Below are 22863 nucleotides of genomic sequence, written 5' to 3'. Positions count from 1 at the left end.
TTGTTCCTTATTTTGCTCGTGCTTGCGTCGTCAGCAGCATGGCGTCGCCATAGCTGAAGAAACGGTATTCGTTGGCGATCGCGTGGGCGTAGGCCTTGCGGATCTCTTCAAAACCGGCGAAGGCCGACACCAGCATCAGCAGGGTCGACTTCGGCAGGTGGAAATTGGTGATCAGGCGGGTGACCGTCTTGAACTGGTAGCCGGGCGTGATGAACAGCGCGGTATCGGCGCTGCCCGCTTCCAGCTGGCCGCTCTGCGAGGCCGACTCCAGCGCGCGCAGACTGGTGGTGCCGACCGCCACCACATCGCGGCCGGCGGCGCGGGTGGCGCGCACGGCATCGACGGTTTCCTGTGGCATGGTGTACCACTCGGTGTGCATCTTGTGCTCGGCCAGCACCTCGGCGCGCACCGGCTGGAAGGTGCCGGCGCCCACGTGCAGCGTGACGTAGGCGAAGTTGACGCCCTTGGCCTTCAGCTCGGCCAGCAGCTTCTCGTCGAAGTGCAGGCCGGCGGTCGGCGCGGCCACCGCGCCCGGCACTTTGTTGAACACGGTCTGATAGCGGGTTTCGTCGAACGAGTCGGCATCGTGCTCGATGTACGGCGGCAGCGGCAGGCGACCGTGCGCTTCGATCAGGTCGAACACGTCGGCGTCGAAATGCAGGGTGAAGAACTCGCCGGCGCGCTCGCCGACGGTGACGTCGAAGGCATCGGCTAGGCGGATCTTGACGCCGGGGCCGGGCGACTTGGACGCGCGCACCTGGGCCAGCACGGTGCGGTTGTCCAGCACGCGTTCGACCAGCGCCTCGATCTTGCCGCCGCTCTCCTTGACGCCGAAGAAGCGCGCCTTCAGCACGCGGGTATCGTTCATCACCAGCAGGTCGCCGGCCTGCAGCTGGCCGACGATATCGGCGAACTGACGGTCGATGATCTGCTCACCGTCCAGGTGCAACAGGCGGGAGGCGCTGCGGTCTGGCAGCGGGAATTGCGCAATACGCTCTTGCGGCAAGTTAAAATCGAAATCGGAAAGCGAGTACATTTGCGGACTTCTGGAAACTGTTGAAGAAAATTCGGATAGGCCCGAAGGCGGTGCAAGTCGTACAATACCGGCGTTGCTTTGCTGCGGCCAACCCTCTATTTTACGCTAGTGCCCGAAAAACGCTCCAATATGCCTGTTTCAACCTCCAAAACCGTCAAGAAGACAGTCAGCCCGGAAGCCAAGCTGGCCAAGCTGGGCCTGCACACCGATATGGACCTGGTGCTGCACCTGCCCATGCGCTACGAGGACGAAACCCAGGTCATCACCATCGAAGAGGCCCGTCTGCACGGCGGCGAGACCTCACAGGTCGAGGGTTTGGTGGTCAAAAATGAAATCAGCTACAAGCCGCGCAAGCAGCTGCTGGTGCATATCGCCGACGAGACGGGCGATTTGCAGCTGCGCTTCATGAACTTCTACGGCAGCCAGGTCAAGCAGCTGGCCGAGGGCACGCGGGTGCGCGCGCGCGGCGAACTGAAACACGGCTTCTTCGGCGCCGAGATGGTGCATCCGGCCTACAAGGTGGTCAACGAAGGCGCGCCGCTGCCGACTTCCCTGACGCCGGTGTATCCATCGGGCGAAGGCCTGTCGCAGCCGATACTGCGGCGCGCCATCGGCGATGCGATGAAGCGGGTCGCCTGGACCGATACGCTGCCGGAGCAGCTGCGCGCGCAGATGCAGCTGTCCGACTTCGAGCCTTCGGTGAAGCTGCTGCACTATCCGCCGCAGCAGGTGGACGAACACGCGCTGCTCGACCGTTCGCATCCGGCGTGGACCCGCATGAAATTCGACGAACTGCTGGCGCAGCAGCTGTCGCTCAAGCGCGCGCAGCGTGCGCGCCGCTCCAAGGGCGCGGCGGCGCTGACCGTCATCGGTGCACTGTCCGAAAGCTTCCAGGCCGCGCTGCCGTTCAAGCTGACCGGCGCGCAGCAGCGCGTGCTGAACGAAATCCGCGCCGACCTGCGCCATCCGTATCCGATGCAGCGGCTGTTGCAGGGCGACGTGGGTAGCGGCAAGACCGTGGTGTCGGCGCTGGCGGCCGCGCAAGCGATCGACAGCGGCTACCAGGCCGCGCTGATGGCGCCGACCGAAATCCTCGCCGACCAGCACTTCCGCAAGATCGCCGCGTGGATGGAGCCGTTGGGCGTCAAGGTCGCGTGGTTGACGGGCAGTTTGAAGAAAAAGGAAAAGCTAGCCGCGTATGCGCTGATTGAATCCGGCGAGGCGCAGCTGGTGATCGGCACGCACGCGCTGATCCAGGAGGCGGTGAACTTCGCCAACCTGGGACTGGTGATCGTCGACGAGCAGCACCGCTTCGGCGTGGGCCAGCGCCTGACCTTGCGCAACAAGGGCGTCGAGGGCGCGGTCCCGCACCAACTGATGATGTCGGCCACGCCGATTCCGCGCACGCTGGCGATGACCTATTACGCCGACCTGGAAGTATCGGTGATCGACGAACTGCCGCCGGGCCGCAGCCCGATCGTCACGCGTGCCATCGACCAGAACCGGCGCGATGAAGTGATCGAGCGAGTACATGCGGCCGCGCTGGAAGGTCGTCAGATCTACTGGGTCTGCCCGCTGATTGAAGAATCGGAAGCTCTGCAACTGCAAACCGCGACCGACACGCACGCGCTGCTGGCGGAAGCACTGCCGGACCTGAACGTTGGGCTGGTACACGGCCGCCTCAAGCCGGCCGAGAAGCAGTCCGTCATGGACGCCTTCAGCGCCAACGAGATGCAGGTGCTGGTCGCCACCACAGTGATCGAAGTGGGCGTGGACGTGCCGAATGCATCGTTGATGGTGATCGAGCATGCGGAGCGTTTCGGCCTGTCGCAGCTGCACCAGCTGCGTGGGCGAGTGGGACGGGGCTCGGCGGCGTCGGTGTGCCTGCTGCTGTATCAAAGCCCGCTGGGAGGCGTCGCCAAGCAGCGCCTGATGACGATGCGCGAAACCACCGATGGCTTCGAGATCGCCCGCCGCGACCTGGAGATCCGGGGCCCCGGCGAATTCCTCGGCGCCCGCCAGTCCGGCCAGGCGATGCTGCGCTTCGCCGACCTGGAGACGGACGGCTGGCTAGTCGACCAGGCGCGTGACGTCGCCCACGATCTGCTGCACGCCAACACCCCCGAAAAAGCCGCCACTGTCGAAGCCCACCTGGCCCGCTGGCTAGGCGGCCGCGAAGAGTTCCTCAAAGTCTAATTGGGGTCAAGTCTGACATTCGGACACGGACTCGGCCGTAACGACCGCTACGGTAGAGGCCGTGTCCGAATGTCAGACTTGACCCCAGTGTTAAAAGCAGAGGTAGAAGCGGTTGGCCAGGTCCAGCAGGAAGTCTGGCGTCAGATAAGCCATGAACACCAGCGCCAGCACCAAGACGCCGGCCGCGCGCAGTAGCCAGGTTTTCATCGCTAGGCCGCCTTCAAGGCGCCGCGCTCAATGGCGCGCTCGTTGATCGGCAGGTTGACCAGGCCGGCCATGATGCTCAATCCAATCGCGATACCCCAGACGATGTCGTAGCTGCCCAGCTTCGCAAACAGGTAGCCGCCCAGCCATACGCCAATGAAGCTGCCCACCTGGTGCGAGAAGAACACCACACCCGCCAGCATCGACATGTGCTTGACGCCGAAGATGCCGGCGATGATGCCGTTCGTCAGCGGCACCGTCGACAGCCAGATAAATCCTATCGCAGCAGCGAACACGTACACCGAGTACGGCGTCAATGGCGCCAGCAGGAACAGGCCGATGACGACGGCGCGCGTGAAGTAAATCGACGACAGCAGGTAGCGCTTGGGGAAACGGCCACCCAGCTTGCCCGCGTAGTACGAACCAAAAATATTGAACAAGCCAATCAGCGCCAGCGCCATCACCGCCACGCCTGGACTGGCGATGCCTTTGTCCTTCAAATACGCCGGCATGTGCACGCCGATGAACACCAGCTGGAAGCCACAAACAAAATAACCCGCAACCAGCAACAGGAAGGAGCGATTGCCTACCGCCTCGCTCATCGCCTCGCGCACGCTTTGCTGCGGGCCGCTGCCATGCGCCACCGCCGGCTCGCGCAGGTAGAAGGCCATCGGTATCATCAACGCCACCACCAGCCCGGCCAGCAGGTAGAAGGCGTTCTGCCACCCCACGGCGGAAATCAGCTGCTGCTCCACCGGCATCATCAAAAACTGGCCGAAGGAACTGGCCGCTCCGGAGATGCCGAACGCCCAGGAACGCTTCTCCACCGGCGCCACGCGTCCGATGATGCCGCTGACCGCGCCGAACGCGGTACACGCCAGCGCCAGGCCAATGAACACGCCCGAGCCGATCACAAATAACGTGGGATCCTTCACCAGTGCCATCCACACCAGCCCCGCCATGTAGCTGGCCGCACCCACCAGCACCACGCGCATGGTGCCGAAACGGTCCGCCGCCATGCCGGCGAACGGGCCGAACGCGCCCCACAGCAGGTTCTGCAAGGCCAGCGCCAGCGAATAGGTTTCACGCGTCCAGCCGTTGGCTTGCGAGATGGGCTGCATCCAGAAGCCGAAGCCGTGGCGCACGCCCATCGCCAGCGTCAGGACGACGCCACTAGCCAGCAGGACGGTTTTCAGGGAGGGAGCACGGGAGGCGACGAACATGATAGGGACCTGATTGTGGAAACGATATCTGTCGATTCTAACCAGTTCCCACCGCCCGCGCTTGAAGGCCTTAGTTGTCGAAGGTGTATTTCAGGCCGATCTGCGCGCGGATATCGTCCAGCGTGCCCATGATGGACAGCGTTTCCTCGTGCGGCATCACCGGACTTTCGATCAGGCCGGCGCGGATGCAACGCCCTACTTCCTGCGCCTCGTGGGTATAGCCATTGCCGCTGCGCGGCAGGTTGACGGTGCGCTCGCTGCGCGAGGCGCCATCCACCAGCGTGACGGTGATGGTCTCGGTGTTGTGGAAGCGGTCGTGCAGGCGCACGAAGCCCTTGGTGCCGGAGATCGTCAACTCGGTCGGCGTGCGCGAACGCAGGCTGCATGCGCACGACGACACGCCGCCGTCCTTGTGCTTCAGCGTGAACGCGGTCTGCACGTCGACGCCGGTGGCGCCCATCTCCGCCTGCGCCTTCACACCCGTAACAGGGCCGAGGAAGAACGACGCCATCGAGAGAGGATAGATGCCCAGGTCCAGCAATGCGCCGCCGCCCAGCTCCGGCGCGAACAGGCGATGCTCCGGTCCCACATCCGCGGTAAAGCCGAAATCCGCGCTGACGTTGGCCGGCACGCCGATCTCGCCGCTGTCGACGATGCGCTTGGCCTCCACCACGGCCGGCATGAAGCGCGTCCACATCGCCTCCATGACGAACAGCTTTTTCTGGCGTGCCAGGTTGATGATGTCCTCGGCCTGGCGACGGTTCATGGTGAACGACTTCTCCACCAGCACGCCCTTGCCGCCGTGGAGGCACATCAGCGCGTTCTCGTGGTGCATGGGGTGCGGCGTGCCGATGTAGATGACGTCGACCTCGGGGTCGTCGGCAAGCGCCTGGTAGCTGCCGTGGAAGCGCTCCGCGACATATTCGACACCGAACGTGGTAGCGCTATCTACACTGCGCGAAGCAACGGCGGCCAGCTTGGCGCCGGGCGTGTCCTGCAAGGCGATGGCGAAAGCCTTGGCGATCTTGCCGGTGCCGAGTATCCCCCAGCGAATTACCTGCGTCATGGCGTGCTCTTTCTGCCGCGTCGGCGGCGAAGTCGGTTAAAAAATCTATTTTACCGCTGGTGCGCGTTTGGGGCGGAACACCGTTGCGTCGTTGTAGAAAGCGTCGTCCTGGTCCGGCCACCAACCCGGCACGCCCAGCGCCTGCATCGGCGTGAAGTCGGCGGTGCTGAGGGCATGTTCGGCCAGATCCTGCGCCACCCTGGCGTCGATCCAATGGCGGCGGGCGTCGTGGTCCATGGCGAAGAAATCGTCGCCGGCCACCACCACGCGGGTGTGCGCGGTGATCGCCTTGCGCGGCGCGACCAGCTTCTCCATCAGCGCGTGGCCGAACAGCCATACCTGCGCGTCCGGCCCGAAGCTGGCGCGCTGCTCGATGAAGGCGGCGCGCCATTGATGGTCGCGCAGCGCGGCCGTCAGCGCATGGCCGGCGGAGCTGTCGCGCACCACCAGCAAGGCTGCGTTCTCGTCGAAGATGGTGGCGCCATCACGCGCGGGACCGCGCGATTTTCCGACGCCATCGCGCTCGATCTGCGCCGCCTGCAAGGCGTTCAGCTGCACTTTGATGCGCGGGAAGCTAAGCCACACAAGGCCGTTGAAGAAGTCGTGCAGATTGTCGCGCGTGGGCACGCCGCCGGTGGCGCCGATGAAGGCTTCGTAGGCTGTTCCGTCAGGCAGCGACTCCTGCGGAACGAAGGAGATAGGCAGGTCCAAATGATTGCGCAAGCCTAGTGCTGCGGCTTGCGCGTTGAACGTGTCCATGAAGGGCACGTCCGCTGAAAGCTGGCCGGCCGCTGTGAGGACCGAGTCGTACCAGGGACGCGACCAGTCTATCGCTTGCAGCACTGCTTATACCATTTTCCAGTTGATGGTTTCGCCGGCGTTGAGCGGCACCACCAGTTGGTCCGCCAGCGGCAGGGTTTCCGGCAACGTCCACTGCTCGCGCTTGAGGGTGATGGTGTCGGTGTTACGCGGCAGGTTGTAGAAGGCCGGGCCGTTGAAGCTGGCGAAGGCTTCCAGCTTGTCCAGCGCGCCGGCGCGTTCGAAGGCTTCGGTGTACAGCTCCATCGCGTGCAGCGCGGTGTAGCAGCCGGCGCAGCCGCAGGCGGCTTCCTTGGCGCCCTGCGCGTGCGGCGCGGAGTCGGTGCCGAGGAAGAAGCGCTCATCGCCGCTGGTGGCGGCGGTGACCAGCGCCAGGCGGTGTTCTTCGCGCTTCAGCACCGGCAGGCAGTAGTAGTGAGGACGGATGCCGCCCTTGAAGATGTCGTTGCGGTTGTACAGCAGGTGATGCGCGGTGATGGTCGCGGCGATCGGACCTTCGGCTTCCGCCACGTACTGCGCAGCGTGCTTGGTGGTGATGTGCTCGAAGACGATGTTCAGCGCCGGGAAGTCGCGGCGCAGCGGGCGCATCACGCGCTCGATGAAGACGGCTTCGCGGTCGAACAGGTCGATGTCCTGGTCGGTGACTTCGCCGTGGACCAGGAAGGGCATGCCCACTTCCTGCATCATCTCCAGCGTTTTGTAGCAGTTGGACAGGTCGGTCACGCCGGCGTCGGAATTGGTGGTGGCACCGGCCGGATACAGCTTGACCGCGTGGACGATGCCGCTTTCCTGCGCGCGCAGGATCTCGTCCGGCGGCGTGTTGTTGGTCAGGTAGAGCGTCATCAGCGGCTCGAACTTCATGCCAGCCGGCAGGGCCGCCATGATGCGGTTGCGATAGGCCTCGGCGGCGGCAGTGGTGGTCACCGGCGGTTTCAGGTTGGGCATCACGATGGCGCGGCCGAACTGGCGCGCGCTATGCGGCAGCACGCTGGCTAGGGTGGCGCCGTCGCGCAGGTGCAAATGCCAGTCGTCGGGACGGGCGATGGTGATGCTGTCTGGGGTGTGTTCGAGGTCGGACATGGCGGCGGGCTTTCAGGCTATCAATGGCGAATACCGCCATTTTACCCTCTTGCGCCGCTCGCTTGACAGTACGTACGTTAAGGCGTACGTTTTGATCACGCAACAAGGGAGCAGTCATGGATACCATTTCAGCCAGCGACGCGCGCGCGCGGCTCTATAACCTGATCGACGAAACCGCAGCCAGCCACATGCCAATCACGATCACCGGCAAGCGCAACGACGCCGTGCTTATCTCCGCCGATGACTGGCGTGCAATACAGGAAACGCTGTATCTACTGTCCGTGCCGGGAATGCGCGAGTCCATCCTTGCCGCCCGCGCCGAACCACTTGACGGCAGCGATAAGGAATTGATCTGGTGAGCTGGCAACTGGTGTACTCCCACCAGGCTCAGAAAGATGCAAAGAAAGTTGCTGCAGCAGGAATGAAGCGGCAAGTGCAGACGCTTCTCGACTTACTGGCCAAAGATCCTTTCGCGCGCCCGCCGCCTTTTGAAAAACTTGTCGGCGACCTGGCGGGCGCCTACTCGCGCAGGATCAACATACATCACCGTCTCGTCTATGAGGTTTTCCCGGATCAGCATGTTGTTCGCATCCTGCGCATGTGGACGCACTACGCATAGCGCGGCCGGATTCCTTAGAAGCGAACCACCGTCTTCCCTGCGCCATGGCCGGTTTTATTGCGCTCGATAGCCGCTGCCGCCTGCTCCGTTGTGACGACCTCCGATACCACCACGGTCAACTCGCCGCTCACCACCTGCGCCGCAATCCGCGCCAGCAGCGCGCCGTCGGGATGCATCGCGTGCCAGCTGCCGCGACGGCCGTCCGGCACGCGCTGGGCGATGTCCGGCGCGGCGACGCTGACGATGCGGCCCTGCGGCGACAGCACTTGCCATGAACGGTCCAGCGTTTCGCCGCCCACCAGATCGAACACCAGGTCGACATTCTTCGCCACGTCGTTGAAGCGCGTGGTTTTGTAGTCGATCACTTCATCGGCGCCAAGGCTGCGCAGCAGATCGGCATTGCGGCCTTGTGCGGTGACCAGTACGCGGACGCCGGCCTGCTTCGCGAACTGCACGGCGTAGCTGCCGACGCCACCGGCGGCGCCATGGATCAGCACCGTCTCACCACGCTGGAGCTGGCCGGTTTCAAACAGTGCCTGCCATGCCGTCATCGCGGCGACGGGAATCGCAGCAGCGGTGGCGTCGTCCATGGCCACCGGTGTCGCCGCCAGCTTGGACACGGCAACCGCCACATGGCCTGCATAGGCGCCCAAGCCACCCAGCGCGCCGAATACACGGTCGCCTGTCGCATAGCCCTCCACGCCCGCGCCGACCGCGGCGACTTCGCCAGCCAGTTCTAGACCCAGCGTAGCGGGCAGCGGCAACTGGAACACATCCTTGACCAGGCCATCGCGAATCTTCCAATCGAGACCGTTGACGCCTGCTGCAGCAACCCTCACCAGCACTTCGCCCGCACCTGGCTGCGGCGCCGGCACGTCATCCCACTGCATCACTTCCTCCCCGCCATAGGCATGGATGCGCAGCGCGCGGTTTGCAGAGGCATCGGCCAGCGCCGGGTAGTCGATATAGCCTTGCGCGCCCGGCGCATAGAACAGAGCCGGATTCGGCGTATTGAGCGGCGCCTGCAACGCGAAGCGGCGCGGCAGGTCTGGGTTGGCCAGGAAGGCGCTGCCATAGGCCACCGCATCCGCCTCGCCGGCCGCGATGCGCTGCTCGCCGGACTCGCTAGTCTGGCCGCCGCCAAGGATGTAGGCGCCGTTGAACAGCGGCCGCAGCGCGGCGTGATAGTCATATTCCGCCTTGAACTTGGCCACATGCAGATAGGCCAGGTTCAGCGGCGCAAGCTGGCGCACCAGGTAGGCGTAGGTCTCCACCGGCGCATCATCCTTGATGTCGTTGAAGCCCATCTCCGGCGAGATCTTGATGCCGACACGGTCGCTGCCCGCTTCCGCAACCATCGCATCGAGCACCTCCAGGATGAAGCGAGCGCGATTGGCAATCGAGCCGCCATACTGGTCGCTGCGCCGGTTGCTGCCCGACGACAGGAACTGCTCCGGCAGGTAGCCCGATGCCGCATGCAGTTCAACGCCATCGAAGCCCGCCTCCAGCGCGCGCCGCGTCGCCAGGCGGTATTCCTCCACGACGGCGGCCACTTCCGAGGTCTCCAGTGCACGCGGCGTGACGAAATCCGCCATGCCGTAGGCCGTGAAAGACTGCCCCGCAGGCTTGATAGCGGAAGGCGCCACCGGCAGCGCGCCGCCAGGCAGCATGCTCGGATGCGAGATGCGGCCGGTATGCATCAGCTGCATGAAGATGCGGCCACCTTCGGCATGCACCGCCTCCGTCACCTTCTTCCATGCGGCCACCTGTTCGTCGCTGTATATGCCAGGCGTGCGCACATAACCCTTGCCCATCGCGCTGGGGAAGACGCCTTCGGTGACGATCAAGCCTGCCGTGGCCCGCTGACGGTAATAGGTGACGGCCAGCTCGGATTGCACGCCGTTCGCATCGTCGGCGCGCGAACGGGTCATGGGCGCCATGATCATGCGGTTGCGCAGGGTGTAACGGCCGATTTGCACTGCTGTCGATAAGGTGTTCATGGAGAGCCTCGCTAAGTGAGTGAATGTGCAGCCATCATCCATTGATTCACGCCTGGGATAAATAGCTTAAAATGAAATCACTGATCCACTGATGGAGCAATCGAAATGTCACTCTTATCGAGCATGGAATTGTTCGTGGCGGTAGCCAACGCCAGAGGGTTCAGGCGCGCAGCCGAGACGCTGGACATGCCCAACTCCACGCTGTCGCGCCGCATCTCGGAACTGGAAAAAGAAATCGGTGTGCGCCTGTTCCACCGCTCCACCCGCAAGGTCGAGCTGACCGAGGCCGGCCAGGCTTACTTCCGCCGCTGTGAGAGCATCGTCGCCGAAGCCCGCATCGCGCACGAATCGCTGCAGGAACTGGCCGAACGCCCCAGTGGCACGCTACGGGTATCGATGCCGGTGGACCTGGCGATCTCCTACCTGGCGCCGTCGCTGAAGGCCTTCGGTGAACAATACCCGCAGATCGATTTTGAAATGGACCTGACGCCGCGCCGCGTCGACCTGGTGACCGACGGCTTCGATTGCGCGATCCGCATGGGCACACCGCCGCCGACGCCGTCGACGCTGATCGCCAGGCAGGTCGGCCTGCTGCCGCGCTATCTGTACGCGTCGCCGGCATATCTACGTGGCGCGCCGCCGCTGAAACATCCCGACGACCTGGTGAACCACCAGTGCATGATCCAGTTCCCCGGCGGAGGCAAGGCGCAGTGGACGCTGTCCTCTCGCAAAAAGACGGCAACCGTCGACGTCAGCGGCCGCTACACCGCCAACAACGTCAGCATGTGCAAGAAGATGGCAACGCTGGGCATGGGCATAGCGATTTCCGCCGGCCCGGAGGCGTTGGAGGAACTGGAGCGCGGCCAGTTGCAACGCGTGCTGCCGGAGTGGGACTTCGCGCCGATACCCGTGTATGCGATCATCGAATCGCGCCTGATCCCGTCGCGGGTAAGGCTGTTCATCGATTTCGTGCAGGCCAGCTTGAGGGGATACTCCACGCCCCTGTAGACGCGGAGCCCGTCCTTACTGGGCCGCGACCCAGGCCTTGGTCTCGGCCAGCATCTTGTCGAGTCGCGCGCGATCGTAAACGTGGCCGCGGCTGACCACCGTGCGTATCTTGCGGGTGGCGGCGATGTCTTGCAGTGGATTCGCGTCCAGCACCAGCAGATCGGCGGACTTGCCGGCTTCCAGGCTGCCGTAGCGGTCCAGGTGGCCGAGGAAGCGCGGACCGTTGATCACGGCCGTCTGCAAGGCCTGTACCGGCGTCAGGCCGTACTGCACGTACAGGCCGATTTCGTCATGCAGCGCCTGGCCTGGATAATCGTAGGAATTCAAAAAGCCCGCATCCGTGCCGGCGATGATGCTGACGCCCTCCTGCGCCAGCAACGGCAGCAGCGATGCCGACTTCTCGAACGTCGCCTTGCGCAGCGCGATCGCCTCGGCGTTGTCCTGCGCGGCGCGCTGCACGCGCCAGTCGTAGGTGGCGCGCAGGCCTTTGCCGATGTACTGCAAGGCCGGATCGTGCGAGTGATCGTCACGGTCCAGGTAGGCCACCACGCGCGATACCGACAGCGTCGGCACCACGGCGGTGCCCTTCAAGGCCATATAACGGAACGATGCGCGCGCGGTCGGCTCGTCGTAGGTGGCGAGGCTCTGCTTCATCGCTTCCTTGCCGGTCAGCGTGCCGGCCGCCACTTGCGCGGTCAACTCGGCCTCCTTCGGCGTCGAGGAGCGCAGCAGGTAGGACTGATGCTCCACCGTGCCCAGGCCGGCGTCGAACATCTGCGCCAGCGTCAGTTGCACCGGCACGTGGCCGGAGGTGCGCATGCCGCGCTCCTTGGCCTGGCGCAGCGCTTCCAGGTAGATCTCCGGCTTCAGCGTGTTCTCGGTGATCTTCACGAAGTCCACTTTCTGCGCCTGCAGGCCGTCCAGCGCCTTGCTCACCTCTTCCGGCGTGCCGACTTCGATGGTGCCCTTCCACAGCGGCTTGTAGCCTTCCAGCTTGGCGCCGGAGGTGAAGATGGTCGGCCCTTCCAGCTGGCCGGCCTTGATCTGGTCGCGCCAGGCCAGCACGGTGTCCGGCAGGTCGCCGGAGCAATCGCGCACGGCGGTGATGCCGTTGGCCAGGTACAGCGCCAGCAGATGCTTGTTCTCTTCGATCAGCGCGGGACCGCCACCGAAGTGCACATGGGTGTCCCACAGGCCCGGCATCAGGTACTTGCCCGGCAGACGGATGGTCCGCTTGGCGGCGTAGCCGGACAGCTGGCGGTCGTCGACCACGGCAACGATAGTGTCGCCCTTCAGCAGCACGGACTTGCCCTTGACGGCCTTGCCGCCCGCTACATCGATCAGCGTGGCTTTGGTCAGCACCAGATCGACGGCGATTTTGTCAGCGGCATGCGCGCTGGCGAGAAGGCCAAGCGCCAGCATGGCGCCTGCTATTTTCTTCATGGATGGCATGCTGTGTCCCCGTTTATACAATGCAGTGGCGAGGATACTACCAGAGCCTAGCGCACGATGGCGACACGCTTTTGCAGCAGCCTTGCCACCCATGAAAGCAGGCAGCACAACGCAAAGTAAACCAGTGCCACAAAAGTGTACATTTCTACAAGCCGGCCATCGCGCTGCGCCACCTTGCTGGCCGCGCCGACAAAATCCGGCACCGACAGCACATACACCAGCGACACATCCTGGAACAGCACGATGGTCTGCGTCAGCAGCACCGGCAGCATGTTGCGGAACGCCTGCGGCAGCACGATGCGAGCCATCACCTGCCAGTACTTCAGTCCCAGCGCCTGCGCCGCCAGCACCTGCCCGCGCGGGATCGCCTGTATGCCACCACGCATGATCTCGCAGTAGTACGCCGCCTGGAACAAGGTGAAGGTAATCAGCGCCGACCAGAACGTGCCGACCTTGACCGGCTCCGCCGCGCCGATCACCCACGCGGCGACGTACGGCACCAGGAAATAGAACCAGAAAATCACCAGCACCAGCGGCACCGCGCGTATCAGGTTGACGTAGGCTGCGGTCACCAGCGCCAGCGGCTTGAAGCTGGACATGCGGCCCAGCGCCAGCACGGTACCCAGCGCCACGCCGCCCATCATCGACAGCACCGTCAGCTCCAGCGTGAACGCCATGCCGACCTGGAACAGGTAGACCCACGAGCGGCCGATGACGTCGAAGTCGAACTGCGCGAACATTAGCGGGCTCCCAACGTGCCGGGCAGCGCCAGCCGCCGCTCCAGCACCCGCATGGCGGCGATCACCACCAAGTTGGCCAGGACGTAGATCAGCGTGGCGGCCGAAAACGCCTCGAACACCTGAAACGAAAACTCCTGGATCGCGCGCGCGCTGGCGGTCAGCTCCATCAGGCCGATGGTCAGCGCGACGGAACTGTTTTTGATGATGTTGAGGAATTCGCTGGTCAACGGTGGCAGGATGATGCGCACCGCCAGCGGCAGCAGCACGAAGCGATAGGTCTGCGGCAGGTCCAGGCCCAGCGCCAGCGCCGCCAGGCGCTGCCCGCCCGCCAGCGCCTGGATGCCGGCCGTGACCTGCACCGCCACCCGCGCCGAAGTGAAGAAGCCGAGGCACACCACGGCCGTGGCGAAGGGCGCGTTCGGCAGCGCCTTCAACCAGTCGCCGGCCGCCTGCGGCAGCAGCTCGGGCGCGACGAAGAACCACAGGAACATCTGCACCAGCAGCGGCACGTTGCGGAACACTTCAACATAGGCGGTGCCGAGCAGCGGCAGCACGCGACCCGGCAGCGTGCGCAGCGCGCCGACCGCGAAGCCCAGCACCAGCGCCATCACCCAGCCGGCCAGCGAGGTCGCCAGCGTCCAGGCCAGGCCGGACATCAGCGTGTCCCAATAGGTATGGACGCCATCCGGCGACAGCTCGCCGAAAATGCGCCAGTTCCAGTGGTAGTTCATCGCGCGCCGTAAGCGGAGGGATCAGGCGAATCGGTGGGCTTGGCGATGACGGCCTTGAGCTGCTCCGGCATCGGGAAATTGAGGTTAATTCCCTTGGGCGGGATGGGACTCTGGAACCACTTCTGGTAAAGCTTGGGGAACTCCGCCGACTGGTAGGCCTGCACCAGCGCCGCATCCACCACGGCCTTGAAGGCCGGATCGTCGCGCCGCATCATGATCCCGTAAGGCTCGACCGACAAGGCCTCCTTGCCGATCACGTACTCGCCCGGATTGCGCGCGCTGGCCACCTGGCCGGCCAGCAGGATATCGTCATTGGCCTCGGCCGCCGCGCGGCCGGTCTCCATCATCAGGAACGATTCCGGATGATCCTTGCCGACCACGATGTTCATGCCTAGTTGCTTCTCGGCGTTCAGCATGGTCATCTGCTTGAGGGTGGTGGTGCCGGCGGTGGCCACCAGGGTCTTGCCCTTCATGTCGGCCAGGCTGTTGATGTTCGACGATTTCTTCGACAGCAGCCGGCTGCCGATCACGAACATGGTCGGCGCGAACGCCACCTGCTTCTGGCGTTCCGCGTTGTTGGTGGTGGAGCCGCATTCGAGGTCGATGGTGCCGTTGGCCATCAGCGGAATGCGGTTGGCGGAGGTGACCGGATTCATCGCCACCTTGACCGGCATGCCGAGATGCCTCTGCACCGCGACGACGATCTTCATGCACAGGTCGACCGAATAACCCTGGTACTGCTGCTTGTCGTCGAGGTAGGAGAAGGGAATCGAGCCGTCGCGCACGCCGAGCGTGATGGCTCCGGTGCGCTTGATCTTGGCCAGCGTGCCGCCGGCTTCCTGCGCTGTGGCCTGGCCGCCGAGACAGGCCAGGGTCAGAAGTATGAGTACCCGCGTGAATGACATGATTCCTCCCTAAGCAGAAAAAATGCACCGAGCGTCAAACTTGCCAGTTAGTGGATGATCCTCGCGAGGAAATCGCGCGCGCGCTCGGAACGCGGCGCACCGAAGAACTCATCCTTGCTGCAGTCTTCCAGGATGCGGCCCTTGTCCATGAAGACCACGCGGTTCGCCACCTTTTTGGCGAAGCCCATTTCATGCGTCACCACCATCATGGTCATGCCCTCTTGCGCCAGGCCGACCATCACATCCAGCACTTCGTTGATCATCTCCGGATCCAGCGCCGAAGTGGGCTCGTCGAACAGCATCGCGATCGGGTCCATCGCCAGCGCGCGGGCGATCGCCACGCGCTGCTGCTGGCCGCCGGACAGCTGGTTCGGATACTTGTCCTGCTGTGCCAGCAGGCCGACCCGGTCCAGGTACTGCAGGCCGCGCGCGTTGGCCTCGTCCTCGCTGCGGCCCAGCACCTTGACCTGGCCCAGGGTCAGGTTCTGGCGCACCGACAGATGCGGGAACAATTCAAAATTCTGGAACACCATGCCGATGCGGGCCCGCAGCTTGGGCAGGTCCGTGCCCTTGGCGCCGACCGAGACGCCGTCGACCAGGATCTCGCCCTGCTGGAACGGCTCCAGACCGTTGACGGTCTTGATCAGCGTCGACTTGCCCGAGCCGGACGGCCCGCATATCACCATCACATCGCCCTTGGCAACGCTGGTGTTGCAATCGGCCAATACCTGGAATTGGCCGTACCATTTATTCAGATTTTTTATCGCGATCATATATACTGCGGAACTTGCTTAATGTTTCATCAGCTTACAAGGCTAACATTGGCAGGATCATACCCCCACATAGAGGGGAAATGACATTATTTTGTATTAGATTGTGCTACCGCAGACTACCCTGCGTCGGCCTGCGTCCGAAGAGACACTACCACGGGAATTCAGAACATGCAGAAAAAAAGCCGATTGACCACCTACATCCTCGTCGCACTGGCGCTGGGTATCTTTGCCGGCTACCTGGCGAACCTCAACCTGGCCAAGCCGGTCGAGTATGCGGACTATATGTCGCTGATCACCACGCTGTTCCTGCGCCTGATCAAGATGATCATCGCGCCGCTGGTGTTCTCCACGCTGGTGTGCGGCATCGCCAAGATGGGCGACGCCTCGGAAGTGGGCCGCATCGGCATCAAGACGCTGGGCTGGTTCTTCATCGCCTCGGTGATGTCGCTGAGCCTGGGCCTGGTGCTGGTGAACATGTTCCGCCCCGGCGACGCGCTGCTCGGCCACATGGCCGCCACCACTGCCAAGGTCGACATCGTCACCACCGGCCTGACGCTGAAGGAATTCGTCACCCACCTGGTGCCGGCCTCCATCGTCGAAGGCATGAGCAAGAACGAGATCCTGCAGATCGTGATCTTCTCGCTGTTCTTCGGTTCGGCCGCAGCTGCCGTCGGCGAAAAGGCCAACGTCATGGTCACCGCGCTGGACGGCGTGGCGCACGTGATGCTGAAGGTCACCGGCTACGTGATGCAGTTCGCGCCGATCGCCGTGTTTGCGGCGGTGTCGGGCGTGATCGCCAAGAGCGGCCTGGGCGTGCTGCAGACCTACGGCGTATTCATGGCCGAGTTCTACTTCGGCATCGCGCTGCTGTGGGTGCTGCTGATCTTCATCGGTTTCCTGTTCCTCAAGGGCCGCATCTTCTCGCTGCTGAAGGAACTGCGCAGCCCCGTGCTGCTGGCCTTCTCCACCGCGTCGAGCGAAGCGGCTTATCCGAAGACGCTGGAAGGCCTGGAGCGCTTCGGTGTACGCAACCGTATTGCCGCCTTCGTGCTGCCGATCGGCTATTCGTTCAACCTGGACGGCTCGATGATGTACTGCACCTTCGCCACCGTGTTCATCGCCCAGGCTTACGGCATCGAGATGTCGCTGGGCCAACAGATGACCATGATGATGGTGCTGATGCTGACCTCCAAGGGCATGGCCGGCGTGCCGCGCGCCTCGCTGGTGGTGATCGCCGCGACGCTGGGCCAGTTCAACATTCCGGAAGCGGGCATGCTGCTGTTGCTGGGTATCGACCACTTCCTGGACATGGCGCGCTCCGCCACCAACGTCATCGGCAACGGTGTCGCCACGGCGGTCGTCGCCAAGTGGGAAGGTGAACTGGTCGACCCGCTCAAGACCGGGGAACTGGCGGATGCACCGCTGCCGTAAGCGGCGCCACCAAACAGAAGGCCACCTCGCGGTGGCCTTTTTTTTCGCCTTGCGCGGAATCATTGCCCGGCTTGGTGAGTTTCGCAATTGCGTGTCCGCGTCACTCGGGGCACCATTTAGCGCGACGATACCTACACGCGGGGACAACATGAAATCAACACGGCGCACAGCGCTGAAAACGCTGCTGTCGGGCGCCGCACTGGCGCCACTGGCGGCCAACACCCAACCCACCTGGGGACGCGGCATCGAAGGCCAGCGCAAGGCGGACCTGGGCAACGGCACCTACCTCAATCCCATCCTGTCCGGCGACCATCCCGATCCCACCATCCTCAAGGACGGTGACGACTACTACATGACGTTTTCGTCCTTCCTGTCCTACCCCGGCATCATCCTCTGGCACTCGCGCGACCTGGTGAACTGGGAGCCGATCGGCCCGGCGCTGACCAAGCCGATCGGCAGCGTCTGGGCCATGGACCTCGTCAAGCACAACGGCCGCTACTTCATCTACATCCCCGCCACCCCGAACGGCAAAGGCAGCATCCTCGTCATCTGGGCCGACAACATCAGGGGCCCGTGGAGCGATCCGATCGACCTGCACATCGACGCCATCGATCCCGGTCACGCGGTCGGCGAGGACGGCAAGCGCTACCTGTTCGTCAACGGCGTACGCCGCATCGGCCTGACCGACGATGGCCTGGCGACTGTCGGCACGCTCGAAAAAGTCTACGAACCATGGCGCTATCCATCCGACTGGGTGGTGGAGATGTTCGCGCCCGAAGGACCGAAGCTGTTGCGCCGCAACGGCTGGTACTACCTGGTGCTGGCGGTCGGTGGCACCTCCGGCCCGCCGACCAGCCACATGGTGATCGCCGCGCGCTCGCGTTCCATCCATGGGCCGTGGGAGAACTGCCCGCAGAATCCGCTGGTGCGCACCAAAAGCGCCGAAGAGAAGTGGTGGTCACGCGGCCACGCCACGCTGGTCGAAGGCCCGGCCGGCGACTGGTGGATGGTCTACCACGGCTACGAGAACGGCTACCGCACCCTCGGCCGCCAGGCGCTGCTCGAACCGATCGAATGGACAGCGGACGGCTGGTTCAAACCCAAGGGCGGCGACCTGTCGTCGCCGCTGCCGATGCCGAAGAAAGGCACAGCCGTTCCAGCAGGCTTCGCCAAATCGGACGACTTCACGAAGAACAAATTCGGCGTGCAGTGGTGCTTCTTCAATCCGGGACCGGATGAGATGAAGCGCGTGCGCTTTGAACAGGGCTCGGTAAGCATCGCGGGCAAAGGCACATCGCCGGCCGACTGCTCGCCGCTGTCCTGCATCGTCGGCGATCACGCTTATGAAGCCAGCGTCACGCTGGAGATCAGCGGCGCAGGCCATGGCGGCCTGCTACTGCACTACAACGAGCGTATGTTTGTCGGCATCGGCTTCAGCGCCACGCACATGCTGACCTATCAATACGCCAGCGAACAGAGTTGGATGCGCGAAGCCGTGAAGGCCTCCACGGTGCGCATCCGCGTCAGGAACGACCGGCACATCGTGACCTTCTTCTACGCGCTGGACGACGGCAAATGGATACAGCACCCGTGGCAAATGGAGACCTCCGGCATGCACCACAACGTCTTTGGCGGCTTCCTTAGTTTGCAACCGGCGGTGTACAGCGCCGGCGAAGGCGCTGTACACATGCGGGACTTCCAGTACCGCGCGCTGGCTTAGTTCTGGCCGGCGTAGACCTTCACCAGGTCGTACAGGAAGGTGCGGCCTTCCATCAGCGACTGCACGCCGATGTATTCGTTCAGGCCGTGGATGTTGCCCAAGTCCGGCGTCAGGAAGATACCGCTGATGCCGTAGGTCGGAATGCCGGCCGCGTTCAGGAACTGGCCGTCGGTGGCGCCCGATTGCAGGATGGGCAGCACCGGCACGCCGGGCCACATCTTCGCGGTCAGCTTCTCAACCGGCTCCATGATGGCGCGCGTCAGTTCCGGCGGCGCCGAATTCTCACCACGGATTTCCAGCGTTTCCACCTTCACCGCCGGATCGTTGATCGCCTTGACCAGCGCTTCGCGCACCGTCTCCTGCGTCACGCCGGGGAAGATGCGGCAGTTGATGTTGGCGCGTGCGCGCTGCGGCAGCGCGTTGGTGGCATGGCCGGCGTCCAGCATGGTCGCCACGCAGGTGGTGTGCAGCATCGCGCCCCAGCTGGTGTCGCGACCGGAGACCAGCGCCACCGCCTTGGCATCCTTCGGATTCTTCACCACCGCCAGCATCGCCGCCGCCAGGTCCTTGTGGCCTTCTGCCGCCTGGATCTTCGACATGCCGGTCAGGTAGCCACGACTGCCGTCGGCCAACTGGATCGGGAAGGTGTAGCCTTCGATCTTCTTCAACGCGCCGGCCAGGTGGTAGATCGCATTGTCCTTTTGCGGACGCGAGCTGTGGCCGCCGCGATTGGTCACTTCCAGGCGATAGTTCTGCGACACCTTCTCGCCCGCCTGCACCGTCATCGACACGCGCTTGCCGGCCGCATCGAATTCGCCGCCCGCGCCTTCATTGATGGCGAAACCGGCGTCGATCAGTTCGCGACGGTTCTTGGTCAGCCACTCGGCGCCGTTGAAGGCGCCGCCGGTTTCCTCGCCGCAGGTCAGCGCCATCTTCAGCGTGTGGCGCGGCACGTAGCCTTCGTTCTTGAAGCGCACCAGCGTATCGGCCCAGATGGCAGCCTGCGCCTTGTCGTCCAGCGCGCCGCGTGCGTAGAACTTGCCGTCTTCCTCGATCAGCGTGAACGGATCGCGCACCCAGTCTTCACGCTTGGCTTCGACCACGTCGATGTGCGCCAGCAGCAGGATGGCTTTCGCCTTCGGATCGCTGCCCGGCAGGACGGCCACCAGCCCGCCCTCCTTCGGATGCGCCGGGTCGGCGAACAGGTTTAGCTGGGAGTCAGCAAAACCCGCCGTCTTCAATCGGGCGGCGATGCGCTCGGCAGCCAGCGTGCAGCTGCCCGCAGATAGCGTGGTATTGGTTTCGACCAGTTCCTTGTACAGGGCACGGAACTGCGGTTCCGTAGGGTCGGCATACGCATTCTGAACACAAGCCATCAAGACAGTTACTGCACCCAGCGCAAAACGAGACTTCATAGTCGCTTCCTTAGTTAGACTGCATCCACGACGTCGTCGGGGGACGACGCCAATTCTTCATCGGCCTTGGCCTGCTGCCGTTGCCACATCTGCGCGTACAAGCCGTCCGCCGCCAGCAGCGACTGGTGCGTGCCGCGTTCGACGATGCGGCCGTGGTCCAGCACCAGGATCTGCTGCGCGTCCGCCACCGTGGACAGGCGGTGCGCGATCACCATCGTCGTGCGGCTCTTGGCGATTTCCTTCAACTGCGCCTGGATCGCCTGCTCGGCCTTGGAGTCCAGCGCGGACGTGGCTTCGTCGAAGATCAGGATGGCGGGGTTCTTCAACAGCGTGCGGGCGATCGCCACGCGCTGCTTCTCGCCGCCGGAGAGTTTGAGGCCTCGCTCGCCGACCATCGTCGCGTAGCCGTCCGGCAGGCTGTCGATAAAGTCGTGGATGGACGCCGCGCGCGCCGCCGACACGATCTGCTCTTTCGTCGCGCCGGGCTGGCCGTAGGCGATGTTGTATTCGATGGTGTCGTTGAACAGCACCGTATCCTGCGGCACGATGCCGATCGCGTGGCGCAGCGTGTCCTGCGTGACCGAGCGCAGGTCCTGGCCGTCGATGGTGATGCCGCCGGCGTTGACTTCGTAGAAGCGGAACAGCAGTCGCGACAAGGTCGACTTGCCCGAACCGCTGTGGCCCACCACCGCCGTCGTTGTCCCCGGTGCGATGGTGAAGTCCACATCGAACAGGATCTGGCGCTTGGATTCGTAGCTGAAGTCCACATGGTTGAAGCGCACCTGCGCGCCATGCGTGACCAGCGGCTGCGCGTCCGGCGAGTCGGCCACTTCGCGGTTCTGGTCCAGCAGCGAGAACAGCTTCTCCATGTCGGCCAGGCTTTGCTTGATCTCGCGGTAGATCACGCCGAGGAAGTTGAGCGGTATGTACAGCTGGATCATGAAGGAGTTCACCAGCACCAGGTCGCCCAGCGTCATCTTGCCGTCGATGACGCCCTGCGTGGCGCGCCACAGGATCAGCGTGACAGCGGTGGCGATGATCAGCGACTGCCCGGTGTTCAGCAGCGACAAGGAGGTCTGCGATTTGACAGCGGCCGCTTCGTAGCGCTGCAGGCCTTCGTCGTAGCGCTTCGCTTCGTAGTCCTCGTTGCCGAAGTATTTGACGGTCTCGTAGTTGATCAGCGAATCGATGGCCTTGGTGTTGGCCTTCGAATCCAGCTCGTTCATGGTGCGGCGGAAGTGCGTGCGCCAGTCGGTGACGAAGATGGTGAAGGAGATGTAGGTCACCAGCGCGACGAAGGTGATCACCGAGAACCAGATGTCGTAGTGCGTGACGAGGTAGCCCAGCACCAGCGTGATCTCCACCAGCGTCGGCAGGATGTTGAACAGCGTGTAGGAGATCAGTGAACCGACGGCGCGGGTGCCGCGTTCGATATCGCGCGTCATGCCGCCGGTCTGGCGGTTCAGGTGGAAGCGCAGCGACAGCGCGTGCAGATGGCGGAACACCTGCAACGCGATGGTGCGCACGGCGCGCTGCGTGACGCGCGCGAACAGGAACTCGCGCAGCTCGGTGAACAAGGTGGTCGACACGCGCAGCACGCCGTAGGCCACGAGCGCACCGAGCGGCAGCACCAACAGCGCCTGCGGATGCGATGGCGAGATGCTCAGGCTGTCGATCAGGCGCTTCATCACGACCGGCACGCCGACGTTGGCCAGCTTGGCGCCGATCAGGCAGCCCAGCGCCAGCAGCACGCGCCATTTGTAGACCCACAGGTAAGGGAAGAGTGTTTTCAGCGTCGCCATGTCGCTGCGCGGGGCGGCGGCGTTGCTGGCGTTGGCTGGCGGGGTGTTCGGGGAGTACGTAGTACGTCGCATGGCGGATGTCGGCTTTTTATGGTTCAATCCCGGTAATTGTAGCCCTTCAAGAGAATTCACGATGACCTCCCCCGAAAATCCCACCTCCATCAAAGCCGAAACCGTCAACCGCGGCCTGCCCGCCGGGAAAATGCCGGAATTGCGCATGATGCCGGCGCCGTCCGATGCCAACGTCTACGGCGACGTGTTCGGCGGCTGGATCATGGCCCAGGTCGACATCGCCGGCTCGCTGCCGGCCACCCGCCGCGCCAATGGCCGCGTGGCGACCATCTCGGTGAACTCCTTCGTGTTCAAGAACCCGGTGTTCGTGGGCGACCTGCTGTCGTTTTATGCTGATATTGTCAAGGTTGGCAATACATCCATTACCGTCAACGTCGAGGTGTACGCCGAGCGCAATCGCCTGCAGGCCTGCACCGTCAAGGTCACCGAGGCCACGCTGACCTACGTCGCCACCGACTCGGATCGCAAGCCGCGCAAGGTGCCGCCGATCGAAACGCTGATCCGTTCCTGATCCGGCGCGGCATGCAGCAGCCTCCGCCTGTTGCCACGCGCCCGATGAATTTTTCCGTAG

Annotated in this window: 20 protein-coding genes; 7 read left to right on the top strand and 13 right to left on the bottom strand. The window is 63.9% G+C overall.

The genetic code is table 11. From position 1 onward, the window contains the following. Positions 1–7 precede the first annotated feature (7 nt). The gene (queA, locus tag D0T21_RS16685; protein WP_116991914.1) at positions 8–1036 is read right to left on the bottom strand and encodes a tRNA preQ1(34) S-adenosylmethionine ribosyltransferase-isomerase QueA; all 1029 of its coding nucleotides are present in this window, start codon (positions 1034–1036) and stop codon (positions 8–10) included. A 129-nt stretch (positions 1037–1165) separates the two neighbouring features. Between queA and recG the strand changes: the two genes are divergently transcribed. Further along, on the top strand, positions 1166–3232 hold the full coding sequence (gene recG / locus D0T21_RS16680) for an ATP-dependent DNA helicase RecG (protein ID WP_116991913.1): 2067 nt from the start codon (positions 1166–1168) through the stop codon (positions 3230–3232). Between the two features lie 209 nt (positions 3233–3441). Here recG and D0T21_RS16675 read toward each other — a convergent pair whose 3' ends face one another. The 4 genes from D0T21_RS16675 to pyrC all read right to left on the bottom strand — a co-directional run bounded on the left by D0T21_RS16675 (position 3442) and on the right by pyrC (position 7624). Next, positions 3442–4659: an MFS transporter gene (locus tag D0T21_RS16675; RefSeq protein ID WP_116991912.1), complete on the bottom strand. Its 1218-nt coding sequence runs from the start codon at positions 4657–4659 to the stop codon at positions 3442–3444. Between the two features lie 70 nt (positions 4660–4729). Next, positions 4730–5725, bottom strand: coding sequence for a Gfo/Idh/MocA family protein (locus tag D0T21_RS16670; protein ID WP_116994439.1), 996 nt, complete (start codon positions 5723–5725; stop codon positions 4730–4732). 45 nt (positions 5726–5770) lie between these two features. After that, complete coding sequence (locus D0T21_RS16665; RefSeq protein ID WP_116991910.1) at positions 5771–6568, bottom strand: DUF3025 domain-containing protein; 798 nt, start codon at positions 6566–6568, stop codon at positions 5771–5773. A gap of 3 nt (positions 6569–6571) precedes the next feature. Then, on the bottom strand, positions 6572–7624 hold the full coding sequence (gene pyrC, locus D0T21_RS16660) for a dihydroorotase (protein WP_116991909.1): 1053 nt from the start codon (positions 7622–7624) through the stop codon (positions 6572–6574). A 116-nt stretch (positions 7625–7740) separates the two neighbouring features. On the opposite strand from pyrC, the gene D0T21_RS16655 reads away from it, so the two are divergent. Both D0T21_RS16655 and D0T21_RS16650 read left to right on the top strand, forming a co-directional pair. Then, positions 7741–7983: a type II toxin-antitoxin system Phd/YefM family antitoxin gene (locus tag D0T21_RS16655; protein ID WP_116991908.1), complete on the top strand. Its 243-nt coding sequence runs from the start codon at positions 7741–7743 to the stop codon at positions 7981–7983. Beyond that, positions 7980–8243 (top strand): Txe/YoeB family addiction module toxin, encoded by a 264-nt coding sequence (locus D0T21_RS16650; RefSeq protein WP_116991907.1) that lies wholly within the window; start codon positions 7980–7982, stop codon positions 8241–8243. The genes D0T21_RS16655 and D0T21_RS16650 overlap by 4 nt, the downstream gene beginning before the upstream one ends. Before the next feature lie 14 nt (positions 8244–8257). Here D0T21_RS16650 and D0T21_RS32820 read toward each other — a convergent pair whose 3' ends face one another. After that, complete coding sequence (locus D0T21_RS32820) at positions 8258–10243, bottom strand: zinc-binding dehydrogenase (protein WP_116991906.1); 1986 nt, start codon at positions 10241–10243, stop codon at positions 8258–8260. A 105-nt stretch (positions 10244–10348) separates the two neighbouring features. Between D0T21_RS32820 and D0T21_RS16640 the strand changes: the two genes are divergently transcribed. Further along, positions 10349–11251: a LysR family transcriptional regulator gene (locus D0T21_RS16640; RefSeq protein ID WP_116991905.1), complete on the top strand. Its 903-nt coding sequence runs from the start codon at positions 10349–10351 to the stop codon at positions 11249–11251. A gap of 15 nt (positions 11252–11266) precedes the next feature. On the opposite strand, the gene D0T21_RS16635 is transcribed toward D0T21_RS16640, so the two are convergent. From D0T21_RS16635 to D0T21_RS16615, 5 genes are read right to left on the bottom strand one after another with little or no spacing between them, the layout of a single operon-like run. Continuing rightward, entirely contained in the window at positions 11267–12694 is a 1428-nt protein-coding gene (locus D0T21_RS16635) for an amidohydrolase family protein (RefSeq protein WP_229211523.1), read from the bottom strand. A 56-nt stretch (positions 12695–12750) separates the two neighbouring features. Beyond that, positions 12751–13443, bottom strand: a complete 693-nt coding sequence (locus D0T21_RS16630) for an amino acid ABC transporter permease (RefSeq protein ID WP_116991903.1) — start codon at positions 13441–13443, stop codon at positions 12751–12753. Continuing rightward, on the bottom strand, positions 13443–14174 hold the full coding sequence (locus D0T21_RS16625; protein ID WP_116991902.1) for an amino acid ABC transporter permease: 732 nt from the start codon (positions 14172–14174) through the stop codon (positions 13443–13445). Before D0T21_RS16625 ends, D0T21_RS16630 begins: the two co-directional genes overlap by 1 nt. Further along, positions 14171–15079 carry an amino acid ABC transporter substrate-binding protein gene (locus D0T21_RS16620; RefSeq protein WP_116991901.1) on the bottom strand — a complete coding sequence of 303 codons (909 nt, stop codon included), beginning with the start codon at positions 15077–15079 and terminating at the stop codon, positions 14171–14173. Before D0T21_RS16620 ends, D0T21_RS16625 begins: the two co-directional genes overlap by 4 nt. A gap of 47 nt (positions 15080–15126) precedes the next feature. Beyond that, positions 15127–15852, bottom strand: a complete 726-nt coding sequence (locus tag D0T21_RS16615; RefSeq protein WP_116991900.1) for an amino acid ABC transporter ATP-binding protein — start codon at positions 15850–15852, stop codon at positions 15127–15129. 168 nt (positions 15853–16020) lie between these two features. Between D0T21_RS16615 and D0T21_RS16610 the strand changes: the two genes are divergently transcribed. Both D0T21_RS16610 and D0T21_RS16605 read left to right on the top strand, forming a co-directional pair. Next, positions 16021–17283 (top strand): dicarboxylate/amino acid:cation symporter, encoded by a 1263-nt coding sequence (locus tag D0T21_RS16610; protein ID WP_116991899.1) that lies wholly within the window; start codon positions 16021–16023, stop codon positions 17281–17283. A gap of 148 nt (positions 17284–17431) precedes the next feature. Further along, positions 17432–19003 carry a family 43 glycosylhydrolase gene (locus D0T21_RS16605; protein ID WP_116991898.1) on the top strand — a complete coding sequence of 524 codons (1572 nt, stop codon included), beginning with the start codon at positions 17432–17434 and terminating at the stop codon, positions 19001–19003. Here D0T21_RS16605 and D0T21_RS16600 read toward each other — a convergent pair. Both D0T21_RS16600 and D0T21_RS16595 read right to left on the bottom strand, forming a co-directional pair. Next, positions 19000–20418 carry a M20/M25/M40 family metallo-hydrolase gene (locus D0T21_RS16600; protein ID WP_116991897.1) on the bottom strand — a complete coding sequence of 473 codons (1419 nt, stop codon included), beginning with the start codon at positions 20416–20418 and terminating at the stop codon, positions 19000–19002. The two genes, D0T21_RS16605 and D0T21_RS16600, sit on opposite strands and share 4 nt — an antisense overlap. 14 nt (positions 20419–20432) lie before the next feature. Further along, the gene (locus D0T21_RS16595; RefSeq protein ID WP_116991896.1) at positions 20433–22292 is read right to left on the bottom strand and encodes an ABC transporter ATP-binding protein/permease; all 1860 of its coding nucleotides are present in this window, start codon (positions 22290–22292) and stop codon (positions 20433–20435) included. Between the two features lie 61 nt (positions 22293–22353). Here D0T21_RS16595 and D0T21_RS16590 point away from each other — a divergent pair, with 61 nt between their 5' ends. Beyond that, positions 22354–22803, top strand: coding sequence for an acyl-CoA thioesterase (locus D0T21_RS16590; protein WP_116991895.1), 450 nt, complete (start codon positions 22354–22356; stop codon positions 22801–22803). Positions 22804–22863: the final 60 nt, after the last annotated feature.

This window comes from Duganella sp. BJB476, from assembly GCF_003416895.1.
Lineage (GTDB): Bacteria > Pseudomonadota > Gammaproteobacteria > Burkholderiales > Burkholderiaceae_D > Rugamonas.
The sequence above is the reverse complement of the archived record's forward strand: the minus strand, read 5'-3'. Positions and strand labels throughout refer to the sequence as shown.

Coding starts and splice junctions, on each gene's coding strand:
- D0T21_RS16600 (WP_116991897.1), bottom strand. CDS start 20,418: ATGAAGTCTCGTTTTGCGCTGGGTGCAGTAACTGTCTTGATGGCTTGT.
- D0T21_RS16675 (WP_116991912.1), bottom strand. CDS start 4,659: ATGTTCGTCGCCTCCCGTGCTCCCTCCCTGAAAACCGTCCTGCTGGCT.
- D0T21_RS16590 (WP_116991895.1), top strand. CDS start 22,354: ATGACCTCCCCCGAAAATCCCACCTCCATCAAAGCCGAAACCGTCAAC.
- D0T21_RS16620 (WP_116991901.1), bottom strand. CDS start 15,079: ATGTCATTCACGCGGGTACTCATACTTCTGACCCTGGCCTGTCTCGGC.
- queA (WP_116991914.1), bottom strand. CDS start 1,036: ATGTACTCGCTTTCCGATTTCGATTTTAACTTGCCGCAAGAGCGTATT.
- D0T21_RS16630 (WP_116991903.1), bottom strand. CDS start 13,443: ATGTTCGCGCAGTTCGACTTCGACGTCATCGGCCGCTCGTGGGTCTAC.
- D0T21_RS16610 (WP_116991899.1), top strand. CDS start 16,021: ATGCAGAAAAAAAGCCGATTGACCACCTACATCCTCGTCGCACTGGCG.
- D0T21_RS16635 (WP_229211523.1), bottom strand. CDS start 12,694: ATGAAGAAAATAGCAGGCGCCATGCTGGCGCTTGGCCTTCTCGCCAGC.
- recG (WP_116991913.1), top strand. CDS start 1,166: ATGCCTGTTTCAACCTCCAAAACCGTCAAGAAGACAGTCAGCCCGGAA.
- D0T21_RS16655 (WP_116991908.1), top strand. CDS start 7,741: ATGGATACCATTTCAGCCAGCGACGCGCGCGCGCGGCTCTATAACCTG.
- D0T21_RS16605 (WP_116991898.1), top strand. CDS start 17,432: ATGAAATCAACACGGCGCACAGCGCTGAAAACGCTGCTGTCGGGCGCC.
- D0T21_RS16640 (WP_116991905.1), top strand. CDS start 10,349: ATGTCACTCTTATCGAGCATGGAATTGTTCGTGGCGGTAGCCAACGCC.
- D0T21_RS16595 (WP_116991896.1), bottom strand. CDS start 22,292: ATGCGACGTACTACGTACTCCCCGAACACCCCGCCAGCCAACGCCAGC.
- D0T21_RS32820 (WP_116991906.1), bottom strand. CDS start 10,243: ATGAACACCTTATCGACAGCAGTGCAAATCGGCCGTTACACCCTGCGC.
- D0T21_RS16615 (WP_116991900.1), bottom strand. CDS start 15,852: ATGATCGCGATAAAAAATCTGAATAAATGGTACGGCCAATTCCAGGTA.
- D0T21_RS16670 (WP_116994439.1), bottom strand. CDS start 5,725: ATGACGCAGGTAATTCGCTGGGGGATACTCGGCACCGGCAAGATCGCC.
- pyrC (WP_116991909.1), bottom strand. CDS start 7,624: ATGTCCGACCTCGAACACACCCCAGACAGCATCACCATCGCCCGTCCC.
- D0T21_RS16625 (WP_116991902.1), bottom strand. CDS start 14,174: ATGAACTACCACTGGAACTGGCGCATTTTCGGCGAGCTGTCGCCGGAT.